Here is a 12,840-nt window from a genome sequence, read left to right as displayed (position 1 = left end):
TTTCAACATTATGGAATCAATAAACCCCTCACTAAAAATATTCATTAATCTCTCAAAAATCCTTACAGAAAATAGCCGTCGCTTTAATGGCGGTTTAGATGGACTTGGATTTAACGAATTCGTGATTTTATTCCACACCAATCTATCTCACGATAAAAAAATACGCAGAACTGATTTAGCTGAAAAAATGGGTCTTACCGCTTCGGGAGTAACGAGAATATTAGCTCCAATGGAAAAAATTGGCCTAATAAAAAGAGAAGTTGCTCCACGCGATGCGCGAGTAAGCTACGTTGCAATAACGGCAAGTGGCGGGCGTAATTTGGCTGAAACGCTTGAAAAGGCAGAATTATTTTCTGAGGAAGTATTTCCTCCCACTAAACTTAAAAAATTAACAGGCCTCTCGGATTTACTCATTGAGCTTGGCGGAACTATTAAATAAAGCTCGCAAACATTAAGCTACCAAAAAATCCGCTCTTTGCGGATTTTTGCTTTGTAATCTTTACTTTCTATAATTCCCCTTCCAGCTCCCATTCTTTTGTTTTATTTATTTTTACGTTCAAAATCTTACCGATTAAAAATTTGTCGCCCTTAAAAACTACTCGTTTATATTCTCGCGATAGACCGTAACACTTCCCTGCTCTACACCCATCAACTAATACTTCAACAATTTTCCCAAAGTATTTTTTATTTTTCCGTAATATATTTTTTTCCATCAATTCCTGCAAAATCCGCCACCTCCGACGTTTTTCTTCCCGAGAAACATCATCACGAAGCGCACGATATGCAGATGTGCCTGTACGTGGAGAATACATCGCATTATAACTCAAATCAAAGTCACACTTTTTATATAAACTAACCGTATCTTGAAACTGCTTGCGCGTTTCCCCTGAAAAACCAACAATAATATCTGTCGCAAGAGCAATATTCGGACGCGCCTTGCGAACGCGCTCAATAATTTTTATATATTTCTCGCAAGTATAATTACGATTCATCCGACGCAAGATATCATTATTCCCCGACTGAAGAGGCAAATGTAAATAATTTACCATTTTTGGCAATGCCAATGCCTTTATAATTTCCGGCGTCATATGCATCGGGTGAGCAGATGCAAAACTAATGCGGTTTACACCTTCCAGCTGATTTATTTCTTTTAATATTTCTGCAAATTTTGGATGACTGTTTACCGCTTGCCCAAGCAAAATTATCTCTTTTGCTCCTTTTTTAACCAATGCGCGAGCTTCTTTCAAAATCGCGTTAACCGACCTGTTCTTCTCTGTTCCACGCGCATACGGAACAACACAATATGTACAATATTTAGAGCATCCCGTCTGAATCACAACACTTCCTCTCCACCACTCAGCCGGCTTAGGCGCAATACTCAAATAATTTGAACTATAAGGCTTTTGGGTATTTTTAACTTTATTTTTCCATTTTTTACTTATCATTTCCGGCAACTTAGCTAAATCATTAATTTCAAAAAATAAATCTATTGGACCTCCTTTTATTCCTCCATTCTGAAGAGCGGAAAATAATTTTTTACGAATTATGCCATTCTTATCTCTTCCTGCCATACAGCCCGTCACACCAAGTAATAAATGGGGTTTCTTCCTCTTTAATTTAGAAAAGTTATAAAGAGCTCCGTATATCCGGTCTTCTGCCGTTTGCCGAACAGAACAAGTATTGAGCAAAATTAAATCAGCATCTTCTGCTTTAGAAGCGCGTTTAAAACCACTCGATTCCAATAGTGCCTCAATTCTCTCGCTGTCTGATTTATTCATCTGGCATCCATAAGTAGCAATATAATATTTTGTATCCTTCGGCATATTCGCTTATATTATAACAAATTATGCGAAATATCAAGAATAAGGTATAATATAATTAATAATATTAACTCTTATACTATGTCTAAAAATTTCAGCCCAATACAAGGAGAATTTAGAAAAAAATTAGAAGGTAGTCCTCTTCTCGAACTTGCTCGAGAATTAACCAAAGAAGCCGAAAGCAAAAGACCCAAAAAAAATCGGATTGAAGAAATAAAAGATAGACTTTTGGAAGAAGTCCTAAAAGAAAGCAAAAAAGAATCTCTCGCTAAAAAAAGAATAGATATCTTGCGAGAAGCCTTAAGCGAACCGGAAGAAAAGCTTGAAGTAACCGATGATATGATAATAGGTTCCGAAGATATTGAAGACGAAAAAACAAGGAAAGATAATCTATCAAAAAAACGAACAGAAATATTGCAAGCCTCTCTAAAAAAACCCGAGAAACAACCTTTAAAAAAATCGGCTGAATCAATTGATAGTAATTTTGATTTTAGCGAAACAGATATAGACGACGAATATGAATGGTTTAGCCCGGGCGAAGTTCCTTCGCAGAAAGATAATATTTTGGCAAAATTAGAAAAACTCTGGGTAAGACCAAATAAAGAAACCAATCCTCAAAAAATGCTGGCAGATTTAAATAAGCTGGATGTGGATGAAAAAAAAGAAGTTATTGAGGTTCAAGGAAGAATTATTGATAACTCACTTAAAAAAAATATGGAAAGAGATGGTGTTTCTTATGAAGACTATGAATCGTCTTCGCAGAACTTAGCAATTATGGATCAACGTCTTCAAAGGATTGAAAACACCTTACTTTCCAAATATGGATTTGATGTAATAAAAGGTGGATTGTTTAAAAAGTTTAATATTAGAAGAAAGCTGGACCCGGCAGATACTGAAGAATTTGATGTGCTTTTAAAACAATATAAAACGACAGATACGGCCTATAAAACACATCTTAAAAAACATAACAAGAAATATGCCGAGGTAGTAGACAGACTTTTCCCAAAAGATACAACAAGAATATATCTTGGCGGATTCTCAATAAAAAAATAACAAGAAATAAAAAATACCCCGATTAATCGGGGTATTTTTTATTTCTTGTTATTTATATCCTTTGAAATATTTTTTATAAACTCATCTGTTTTTAGTTCTATCGTATCTTTCTTTCCTCTTTCACGCACCGAAACCTTTTTCAAATCTTTTTCTTTATCTCCTATAACAATCATGTATGGAATCTTTTCTTTTTCTGCTTTTCTTATTTTGTAGCCAACCGTTTCATCCGACTCATCAACAAATACACGAATACCCGCTTCTCTAAACTTTTCTGCCAATTCCCGACATGGTTTTTTGTGTGTGCCGCCTACTGGCACAATCTGCACCTGAACAGGGCTGATCCATAATGGAAAGGCTCCGGCATAATGCTCAATTAAAAGCCCGATAAAACGCTCAAAAGATCCGAATAAAGCACGATGAAGCATATATGGCCGTTCATCCTTGCCTTTGTCATTTGTAAACGTCATATCGAAACGTTCTGGCAAATTAAAATCAAACTGCAGGGTTGAACATTGCCATTCTCTTCCCAAAACATCTTTTATCTTGAAATCAAGCTTTGGACCATAAAAAGCAGCCTCACCCTCTTCTTTTACATAATCAAGTTTTTCATTTTTTGCTACACGCTCCAATAATTTTTCGGTAAAATCCCAACCCTTGTCATTTCCGGCATATTTTTTCTTATTTTTAGAATCACGTAAAGATAAATATATCTTATATTCCTTAAATCCAAAAGTGCTAAATATATTTTTTATAAATTTTATAACTCTTTTAAGTTCTGCCTCTACTTGTTCTTCAGTACAAATTATATGCGCATCATCTTGTGTAAATCCTCTTACACGAGTAAGCCCTGATATTTCTCCGGATTTTTCATAACGATAAACCGTTCCGCATTCAGCCCAACGTAATGGTAAATCACGATATGACCACGGTTTTGATTTATAGATTCTTACATGAAATGGGCAATTCATCGGTTTTATTAAATATTCTTCTGATTTGCCCTCTCCTTTTCTGCCTTTTTTGAGATCTTCCAAGCTTTTATTAATTTCCATAGGCGGATACATACTATCGCTATAAAAATTCCAATGACCGGACGTTTCCCAAAGCGCGCGATGACCGATATGCGGAGTTCTTGTTAAACTATAACCGTTTTTCAAATGTTCTTCATACCAAAAGTCTTCTATTGTTCTCCATATCAATGCGCCTTTTGGATACCACATTGGGAGCCCAAGTCCAACAATCGGGTCAATCAAAAATAGTTCTAATTCTTTTCCCAATTTTCTGTGATCCCGACGTTCCGCTTCTACCAACATTTTCAAATAGTCTTCCATCTCTTTTTCAGTTAAAAAAGATAGTCCGTAGACGCGTGCCAACATTTTATTTTTTTCATTTCCTCGCCAATAAGCGCCAGCGAGTTTTTGCAGTTTAAAAATTTTTATTTCTTTGGTTGAGGCGACATGCGGACCTCGGCACAAATCAACGAAATCTCCAAGTTGATAAATAGACACCTTTCCGTTTTTTGCAAGTCCCACCTGTCCTTCAGAGTCTTCGTGAAGCAGTGTTGTCCCCTTTTTCTTTAAATCATTCAGAAGCTCAACCTTGTATATCTGCCCCATTTTTTTAAACATTGTAATTGCCGCCTGAATCCCCATTTCTTTACGAACAAACTTTTGTCCTTGAGCTTTCATTTTCTTCATTTGTTTTTCTATTTTTTTCAAATCAGACTCGTTAAGCACGGCTTCCTTTCCGTCCCTATCTTTTACTTCCATATCATAATAGAATCCATTATCAACAGTAGGACCTACTCCGAAAAGGGTTTTTGGATATAATTTTTGCACAGCTGCAGCCAAAAGATGCGCCGAACTATGACGAATTGTTTCTATATTTTCTTTAGTCATATTTTATAATGTGTCAATATCTGTTTTTATCATACTAACTTGTCGTAAAGCAATATAATTGCTGAACATTATTTAACGACAACTTTTATATGATCTCGAAGTTTTGGCACTTTATTAAGCCAAAAAGGAAAAAACTTTATCTCAATACTATTTATTCCAGCATACTGATTTAGGTAGTTTTTTACTTCTTCTGCGGTTTTTCCTGCCATCTTTTCTTTATCAAAAATTTGGCTATTAGAATTAATGATTGTTTTTCCCTCTATCCCGACTTTCAGGGTTGCAACCCCTGCACCAACATTAATCGTTTCTACTTTTGGTTCCAAATTCAGCAAGTTTGATGATATAAGCTTTCTGTCGGAATAAACTATTCCTGCCAAAGTTTTTGCCGCCTGGTCCTCCAGGTCTTTATTATATGCAATACCCACAACCTCCATCGTCATATTGATTTTGAAACTATCCACAGAGTCGCCCGGCTTTGCGCTTATCTTGCTATCTTTTGCGCTTCCTGTATAAACGACTCCAACAAAAGTACTGTCTATACCAACCTTATCTTTTAATTTTTCTTTTCCTTCGATTATTAAAGTTGATTTTAAGTTCTCAACTGCCTCATCAATATCTTGTTGTGTTAAAACCGCAACCTTCTTCATTCCGCCTGTCATTGCTTTTTCATTTTCTGCATAAATATATTTCTGTAAATCTTTGCTTAATCCGGGTATTGCAAAACTGGTTGGTTCCAGCTCCCCTTCTTTTCCTTCCTTATCTGCCTTTATAACCGCGGTAACGCTTTTTCCAGCCGGAACCAATATTCCGCTTACCAATCGAAACAAAACTCCGCTTTCAGATAAAAATCTTGTGGTTGCAATAAGCTGTTGATCTTTGCTGTATTTATTGTAAATAATGACTTCACCCTCAGCCTTGGCTGGAATTTCACGGTCGTTTCCGCTTACCGTAAAAGATGCTTCACGGGATAAGGTTGTTGTTGCCATTTTACCCAAAATCTCTCCTTTTTTTAGGTCAACCGACTTTACGGTTACAATTAAATCTGCGCTTATCGTTTCTTCTTTCGGCTCGATAACAACCGTCGCACGCGATAACGCCATATACATAACAACAAAAAATAGCACCAAAATAGAGCTTGCGAATAAAATTCCTATCTTTTTGAATATCCCTCCCTTTTTCTGCGTTAACATATTATATAACCATTTTATCAAAGCTCGTCGCTTTGTGCAAGAAGCAAAAAATTTGCCGTATTTTAGAAAAAAATGGTAAAATTTAAACTATGGAAAACTTGACAAATCCCCTAAAATATGCTATAATAATGTTAACTTAATTCCTCATAAATACTCATATGGAAAATACTCAACCTCAAAAAAAACAAAGAGTGCCGGAAGCTTATGAAGAAACAGCTTTTTCTATACCAGAAACTCATAAAAAAAACTTCAGCATAGCAATATCAAAACAACTTGAAAATGAATCCGCTCCTTATGAAGACGTGCTTTTTGATAATATGTTCCATGTTTTATCCGAAGGTACCGATAAACATATTGATGAAAAAAAATTTAAAGAGCTTATATCGCCTGAAATGGAAACATCGCTAAAAATAAAAAAAATATTAAGCGCTTTTGATATACAGGAACCGGAAAGTCATAAAATGAAGGAAGACCTCAAGATGCGCTTGCTCTACATCATAGAAGACCTTTTGTCAGAAACTCACAGAAAAGAAGCTTTAGAATTAAGCCAAGGAAAAAATATAGCTACTCTTTCTGACAAAGAAAAAGAAGAATTACTGAATAATCTTGAAAACCTGGAAAAAGATTATGAAAAACAAAAAGAAGAAATGATAGACTATTTGGATTTAAAAGAAAAAGCAAAAGAAAAAGACAGTTATATCGGTATGAGACTCCAAAATTCTCCGGAAACAGCGGAAGAAAGAAAAATAAAGGAAGAAAGTTTTTTGGAAGATTTTGCCACAACGCTCAGTATAGTATCAGAAACCCCGATGTCTGAAGATGACTTTCAAAAACTTATTGAAGAAAAAACAGAGCTGAGACATAAAATACAAATCATTCTAAACAAATACCTCGGGGATAGCGATGAAGCGATTCAAAGCATCCTACCTGCCATGCGAAAACAACTCTTGCTGATAGCTTCGGGAGCTTTGGATGAAGCAAAAAACTATGAGCTTCTTGTAAAAAATAAACAAACGGGTAAAATTGATATTGAGAGCTGGAATAAACTCAATAAAAAATATGCTGAAATAAAAAAAGATTTGATAGAATATTTGTGGATAGATCCTAAGCATGTTTCTCCGGGATATGAGGTGGAAGATACGGGTCTTGAAAATTTTGAAAATCCAAAATTAAAACTTAAAAAATAATCATTAAATATGAACAACGAACAAAAAACAGAAGAAAAAAAGTCAGCTAAACATGAAAAGACTCCTCCACCAGCAACTCATACTCAAATAGATAATTTATTAAAATACAGTATTGTGGATCGCTTTAAAACAGTAGATCTTCGTGATGCTGAGGGTAAAAAAATTGATTTTGACCCGGAAGCAAAATATAGAACTCATATTGACGAGCAAGGAAATCTTAATCTTTATAAAAAACTTGATAAAGCGGAAGAAAATGCCATTGTGTTTGACGAAAAAACCACAGAAATGCTCTTAGCCGATAAAGACGGTATTGCTGAGAAGTTTAAAAATATGGATGAGGAAACCCAAGAAAAATTTTTAGGTGAGTTGGAAAACGCCCAACTATCTCTTGATGACCAGATTGATGTGTTGCGTGAAGCAGACGAAAATGATGTTGAAGATAAAATAAAAGAGTTGAAAGAAAAAAGAAATTCTCTTTCAAAACTCGTCAACTCTTTAGCTGAAGATAAAGTTGAAACAATATCTACAGAAGAACTCGCAAACTTAAGACGCGGATTAGCAGAATTTATTACGGTTCCTGACGAAGAATTAAAAAATGCCTTTCTAAAACTTCGGCCGGAACAGCAACAAATATACTTAGATGGTTTGGAAGATGCGATTGATTTGGGAGAAAAAATAATTATTGACTATAAAGAAGTACTGGAAAATGATGATGCGACCGAAAAAGAAAAAGAAGAGGCTAAAAGACACATCAAAGAAGAGGAATCTGAAATTGAAGTAACGAAGAAGTATCTGGCAAAATTTAGATAAACCTTTCTGAATCAATCTTAAAACTCGTTTTAATTGCCGGCTTATCCGGCAAAGCAAAAAACACTTGGGTAGTCCCCGGGTGTTTTTGTAAAAGGGATTTCATATGTTCTACCTGTGCTTTTTTCATCTTTTTTGGTAAGGAAATATATAATCCATCATCCTTTAGCGCAATATTGCCATTAAAAAATTGTTTAATATCCGAATTATCGTTTCCACGAAAACCAGCGCCTTCTGATTCCTGCTTGAAATTCGGCGCGGGAGTATTATTTTTAGTTTTAAAATTTTGTTGGGGTTTAAAATTAGAAACTTGTGGTTTCTCTGATTTTCCATCGGCAAATTGCGTTTTTATTTTTTCCATATTATCAACACTAACAACCTCTACTTTATTTGCCAGCACTTTTATCTCTCCATCTTTAAAAGAAAGACGTCCTCCGACAATCACAATATTATCTTCCTGCCATATCGTCCTCGTTGATTCCAATATACTGGGGAAAACAATTATCTCAAAAGAGGACATCCCGTCTTCTATGGTAACAAAACACATTGGCTCATTCTTTTTTGTCCTAATACTATGAATTTTTGTTATTACGCCGGCAACATTTACCCAATTTCCATCTTTCATTTCTTTTAATTCATCAACACTTTTTATTAAATCCGCTATTAACGGTTTTATATCTAGAAACGGATGAGCACTTATATAAAGTCCGAGAAGCTCCTTTTCCCAAGCTAAAATTTCTTTTTTCTCTATCGGTTCAGCCGGCTCCATCTGCAAAGTCGGTTTGGAAAGAATATTTTTACCAAAAAGCCCAACCGGCTGTTCGGATGAAGCGCGAACTTCTCTATTAAAATCCAACATCTTCTGCATATTATGTAGCATCTCCGCTCTCGCGCCCAAAGCATCCATTGCCCCGCACTTTACAAGCGCGTCCAAAACTTTTTTATTCAAATTTTTATGGTTTACTCGTTCCAAAAAGTCCTCCAATGACTCAAACTTTCCATTTTCTTTGCGTTCTTTGATTATTGCATCCGCAATATCGCTTCCGACATTTTTTATTGCCAAAAGGCCAAAACGGATTTTATTTGTTTTTGGCACAACGGAAAATTTTGAATATGAATCATTAATATCCGGTGGAAGAACCTCGAGCCCCAATAATTTACATTCCTCCACTTCTATTGTAATGCGGTCAAGATTTCCATAATCGCTATTCATTAAAGCCGCCATAAAACAATTTGGCCAATTTGCTTTTAAATATGCCGTGCGATAAGCAATCATTGCATAGCAGGCCGCATGAGAACGATTAAAGCCATAAGCGGCAAAATCTTCCAACGTCTGAAAAACTTCTGTCGCCAGCTGTTTTGAAATACCTTGTGTTGTTGCTCCGGCAATAAATTTTGCGCGCATCTTCGCCATCAGCTCGGCAATCTTCTTTCCCATTGCTTTACGCAAAGTGTCCGCCTCTCCGCCGGTAAATCCTGCCATATCTTTTGATATTTGCATAACCTGCTCCTGATAAACAGGAATGCCATAAGTATTTTTTAAGGCATTCTCCATAGAGGGATGCATATACTCTATTTTTTCTCTGCCATGCTTTCTATTGATAAAAGACTCAATAAACTGCATTGGACCCGGACGATACAAAGCTACCATAGCGATGATATCTTCTATATCCGTTGGTTGTAAATCTTTTATATATCGCTTCATTCCGCTTGACTCAAGCTGAAAAACACCGGTTGTCTCTGCCCGCGATAAAATATTAAATGTTTTTTTATCATCAAGCGGTATTTTTTCTATATCAATTTTTGTTGCTTCGCCTGTTTCTGTTTTGCTCACCGCTTCAACAATTTCAATCGTATCCTGAATAATAGAAAGGTTAGCCAAACCCAAAAAGTCCATTTTAAGCAAACCAACATCTTCAATCGGCTTCATTGAATATTGGGTTACGCTTTCTACATCCCCTCCCTGCGCCTTTTGTATTGCCGTATATTCCATAAGCGGTTTATCAGCAATTACCACAGCGCAAGCGTGCTGTGAGGCGTGGCGGACAGTTCCTTCCATTTTTATAGATAAATCTAAAAGCCGTTTTATATCCGGATTGTCATTATATAGATCGCGGAGCTCTTTTACTTCTTCAACATGGCTTGATAAAGGTGTATGCCTGCCTTGCACCGGAGTTGGAATCATTTTTGCAATCCGGTCCACTTCTCCATATGGCAAACCCATTACTCTGCCCACATCACGCACTGCCGCGCGCGCCATCATTGTCCCAAATGTAATAATACCAGCCACCTTGTCCCGCCCATATTTTTCCATAACATATTCAATAACCTTGTGACGTTTTATATCGGCAAAATCCATATCAATATCAGGCATTGATATTCTATCCGGGTTTAAAAATCTTTCAAAAAGTAATTTGTAATGTATTGGGTCAAGATCGGTCACTCCAAGAACATAAGAAACAATAGAGCCGGCTGCAGATCCACGGCCGGGACCCACAACTATCCCCTCACCTTTTGCATATTTTACAAAATCCGCAACTATCAAAAAGTATGAAGCAAACCCCATTTTATTTATAGTATCAAGCTCCCATTCCAAACGCTCACGAACTTCTGGCGTTATTTCTTTATATCTTCTCTTAATACCGTCTTCGCAAAGTTCGCGCAAATAATCCACGTCCGATTTTCCGTTGGGTGTTTTAAATTTTGGTAAAATATTCACACCAAGGGTGAGCTCAACGTCACACGCCTCGGCTATTTTCACTGTATTATCTATTGCCTCAGGCGTATCGGAAAACCATGCGCGCATATCACCTTCCGTAGAAAACGAACAGTCAATATCCATCATACTTAGCCGGTCGGGGTTATCTAACGTAGTGCCCGTCTGAATGCATAAAAGAGCGTCCTGTGCCTCTTTATCGTCAAAGTTTATATAATGCACATCTTTTGTAGCAACAAGGGGCGTATTGGTCTTTTTTGCAAGCTCTATAAGACGCGCATTGGCAAGCGACTGGTCATTGTTTTTTGTGGCGGTCTGAGGCTGAAGTTCTAAATAAAAGTTTCCTTCGCCAAAAATTTCTTTATACTCGGAAAGTGCCCGTTCGGCTGTTTCCATATTATCGGAAAGTGCTGCGCGCGATATTTCACCATTCAAACAAGCGGACAGCCCAATTATTCCTTTGCTATATTTTTTCAAAAGCTCTTTATCTACTCGAGGTTTATAATAAAAACCGTCAAGATGGGCAATTGATGTAAGGCGTAATATATTCTCATACCCCTCTTTATTTTTTGCCAAAAGCACAAGATGATATGGCTTAGTGTCCACTCCGGGTTCTTTGTCAGTATGCCCTCTTCTTGCTACGTAAGCCTCTACTCCTAAGATTGGTTTTATTTCTGCTTTTTTACAAGCCTTATAAAACTCAATAAGACCATAGGTTGTTCCATGGTCAGTAAGGGCGACTGCTGTCATTCCGAGCTCTTTCGCTCGATTGACAATATCCGGAATCTTCGGCAGTCCGTCTAACAGTGAATAGTGGGAATGATTGTGGAGATGGATGAACATAATAATAGCGTATAGCAATTAGCGGTTAGCGTTTAAGGGAGGTGTCCCTGCGAAACATTTCCTAATTGCCTCATAACATATGAGGCAATTAAATTTTGTTATTGCGAGTGAAGTATGACAATCTATATTTCAATCTAACAAAAACAATAACCTTTTTATTTTATTAATCCTGCTTTTTTCATCCCTAAATAACTTTTTAAAACCGGGAGGATGTTTGGCGCAAATTCTTCGCCATATTCGCCGTTTAAGATTTTTTCAATTTCAAATTCTCTAAATTCATCAATATCGCCCGGCTTTATTTCTCCGATTTTTTTCGCCAAAAAATGAATCAGAACTACATATGTATCTTCCGAACCCGGCTTTGGCACCATCATCGGCTTTAACGGACTAATAATTTCTATATCAAATCCATTTTCTTCTTTTACTTCTCTTCTGCAGGCTTCTTCCAATGACATCTCGGAATTTGAAAAATCCCGTTCTTCAACTTTTCCGCCCAAAAATTTCCAAAACTTATCTTCCCCGTGCTTATTTAAAAATACCTTACCCTCTTTAATAATAACGGCTCCCGAAGCCACAATAACGTTTTTTATCATATTTTTTGTATTTAATTATCTATTCTATTTTACTACCCTTGGGCAAGGAGGGCAAATTAGTAGTTCCTGACTTATCCACAGAACCAATGAACGTATCACATAGTATGTTCATTGCTCATTTTTTCGGCAATAAAAAAACAATGGGCATTGCCATTGTTAAATATTATTATTCTTTTTTTGCTTCAACGAGCTCTTTCTTCTTTGTTTCAATGATCTTTAATGCTTCTTTTTTACATTCATCAGTTAATCCTAATTCCCCGCTTTCTATCTGTTTTTTAATATGGTCAAGTTCTGACGGATGAGCTTGAGCAATTAGAGCAAGCATGCTTAATTGCCGAAGGCGTTCGTGATCAATCATTTTTTTCCTCCAAATCTACTCTTTTCAAAAGCAAATCAGCCTCTGCTTTATTCTTTTCTATTTTTTGTTTCAAGGTTTTTCTGGTACCGATGATTGATGGCATTTCTGTACTTATCATTTCAGCCGATTCTCTATCCTTATGCCATCGTCCAACAGAAAACCCCAAAATCAATCCACCTAAAGCAGAAAGCAGATACCAAACCATCTCCACCTCCTTCCTAAAACAAAATTACCACAAACCCAAATTTTTGTCAAATAGACTGAGACTACTTTTCTATCTTTTAAGAAAATATTTAATTTTAGTTAAAATATAAATAATCAAGTTAACAATGCACCACTTTGTTAATTACTTCGTTAGGAGATAAGTAGTTTAAACAC

At 36.3% G+C, this 12,840-nt stretch carries 11 protein-coding genes; 4 read left to right on the top strand and 7 right to left on the bottom strand.

Annotated elements, in window-relative coordinates; genetic code table 11:
* The first annotated feature begins 10 nt into the window (after nucleotides 1–10).
* On the top strand, nucleotides 11–439 hold the full coding sequence (locus COU51_04790) for a MarR family transcriptional regulator (GenBank protein ID PIR66245.1): 429 nt from the start codon (nucleotides 11–13) through the stop codon (nucleotides 437–439).
* Nucleotides 440–506: 67 nt separating this feature from the next.
* Here the strand turns inward: COU51_04790 and miaB are convergent, their stop codons facing one another.
* Nucleotides 507–1,823, bottom strand: a complete 1,317-nt coding sequence (gene miaB / locus COU51_04785) for a tRNA (N6-isopentenyl adenosine(37)-C2)-methylthiotransferase MiaB (protein PIR66244.1) — start codon at nucleotides 1,821–1,823, stop codon at nucleotides 507–509.
* Between the two features lie 78 nt (nucleotides 1,824–1,901).
* On the opposite strand from miaB, the gene COU51_04780 reads away from it, so the two are divergent.
* The gene (locus COU51_04780) at nucleotides 1,902–2,873 is read left to right on the top strand and encodes a hypothetical protein (GenBank protein ID PIR66243.1); all 972 of its coding nucleotides are present in this window, start codon (nucleotides 1,902–1,904) and stop codon (nucleotides 2,871–2,873) included.
* Between the two features lie 38 nt (nucleotides 2,874–2,911).
* Here COU51_04780 and COU51_04775 read toward each other — a convergent pair whose 3' ends face one another.
* A complete protein-coding gene (locus COU51_04775) occupies nucleotides 2,912–4,768 on the bottom strand; it encodes a threonine--tRNA ligase (protein PIR66242.1) in 1,857 nt (618 codons plus the stop codon).
* Nucleotides 4,769–4,836: 68 nt separating this feature from the next.
* On the bottom strand, nucleotides 4,837–5,958 hold the full coding sequence (locus COU51_04770) for a hypothetical protein (protein PIR66241.1): 1,122 nt from the start codon (nucleotides 5,956–5,958) through the stop codon (nucleotides 4,837–4,839).
* 158 nt (nucleotides 5,959–6,116) lie between these two features.
* Here COU51_04770 and COU51_04765 point away from each other — a divergent pair, with 158 nt between their 5' ends.
* Both COU51_04765 and COU51_04760 read left to right on the top strand, forming a co-directional pair.
* The gene (locus COU51_04765; protein PIR66240.1) at nucleotides 6,117–7,145 is read left to right on the top strand and encodes a hypothetical protein; all 1,029 of its coding nucleotides are present in this window, start codon (nucleotides 6,117–6,119) and stop codon (nucleotides 7,143–7,145) included.
* 9 nt (nucleotides 7,146–7,154) lie between these two features.
* A complete protein-coding gene (locus COU51_04760; protein ID PIR66239.1) occupies nucleotides 7,155–7,955 on the top strand; it encodes a hypothetical protein in 801 nt (266 codons plus the stop codon).
* Here COU51_04760 and COU51_04755 read toward each other — a convergent pair.
* The 4 genes from COU51_04755 to COU51_04740 all read right to left on the bottom strand — a co-directional run bounded on the left by COU51_04755 (nucleotide 7,948) and on the right by COU51_04740 (nucleotide 12,667).
* Nucleotides 7,948–11,511, bottom strand: coding sequence for a DNA polymerase III subunit alpha (locus tag COU51_04755; protein PIR66238.1), 3,564 nt, complete (start codon nucleotides 11,509–11,511; stop codon nucleotides 7,948–7,950). The genes COU51_04760 and COU51_04755 overlap by 8 nt on opposite strands.
* A gap of 155 nt (nucleotides 11,512–11,666) precedes the next feature.
* On the bottom strand, nucleotides 11,667–12,104 hold the full coding sequence (locus COU51_04750; GenBank protein ID PIR66237.1) for a hypothetical protein: 438 nt from the start codon (nucleotides 12,102–12,104) through the stop codon (nucleotides 11,667–11,669).
* Nucleotides 12,105–12,270: 166 nt separating this feature from the next.
* The gene (locus COU51_04745) at nucleotides 12,271–12,462 is read right to left on the bottom strand and encodes a hypothetical protein (GenBank protein ID PIR66236.1); all 192 of its coding nucleotides are present in this window, start codon (nucleotides 12,460–12,462) and stop codon (nucleotides 12,271–12,273) included.
* The gene (locus COU51_04740; GenBank protein ID PIR66235.1) at nucleotides 12,455–12,667 is read right to left on the bottom strand and encodes a hypothetical protein; all 213 of its coding nucleotides are present in this window, start codon (nucleotides 12,665–12,667) and stop codon (nucleotides 12,455–12,457) included. The genes COU51_04745 and COU51_04740 overlap by 8 nt, the downstream gene beginning before the upstream one ends.
* Nucleotides 12,668–12,840 lie beyond the last annotated feature (173 nt).

This window comes from Parcubacteria group bacterium CG10_big_fil_rev_8_21_14_0_10_36_14, assembly GCA_002772895.1.
In the GTDB taxonomy this organism is placed as follows: domain Bacteria; phylum Patescibacteriota; class Patescibacteriia.
Note: the sequence above shows the minus strand (reverse complement) of the source record. Positions and strands in the feature narration are given on the sequence as shown.

Coding starts and splice junctions, on each gene's coding strand:
- COU51_04760 (PIR66239.1), top strand. CDS start 7,155: ATGAACAACGAACAAAAAACAGAAGAAAAAAAGTCAGCTAAACATGAA.
- COU51_04790 (PIR66245.1), top strand. CDS start 11: ATGGAATCAATAAACCCCTCACTAAAAATATTCATTAATCTCTCAAAA.
- COU51_04745 (PIR66236.1), bottom strand. CDS start 12,462: ATGATTGATCACGAACGCCTTCGGCAATTAAGCATGCTTGCTCTAATT.
- COU51_04740 (PIR66235.1), bottom strand. CDS start 12,667: ATGGTTTGGTATCTGCTTTCTGCTTTAGGTGGATTGATTTTGGGGTTT.
- COU51_04750 (PIR66237.1), bottom strand. CDS start 12,104: ATGATAAAAAACGTTATTGTGGCTTCGGGAGCCGTTATTATTAAAGAG.
- COU51_04780 (PIR66243.1), top strand. CDS start 1,902: ATGTCTAAAAATTTCAGCCCAATACAAGGAGAATTTAGAAAAAAATTA.
- COU51_04765 (PIR66240.1), top strand. CDS start 6,117: ATGGAAAATACTCAACCTCAAAAAAAACAAAGAGTGCCGGAAGCTTAT.
- COU51_04770 (PIR66241.1), bottom strand. CDS start 5,958: ATGTTAACGCAGAAAAAGGGAGGGATATTCAAAAAGATAGGAATTTTA.
- COU51_04775 (PIR66242.1), bottom strand. CDS start 4,768: ATGACTAAAGAAAATATAGAAACAATTCGTCATAGTTCGGCGCATCTT.
- COU51_04755 (PIR66238.1), bottom strand. CDS start 11,511: ATGTTCATCCATCTCCACAATCATTCCCACTATTCACTGTTAGACGGA.
- miaB (PIR66244.1), bottom strand. CDS start 1,823: ATGCCGAAGGATACAAAATATTATATTGCTACTTATGGATGCCAGATG.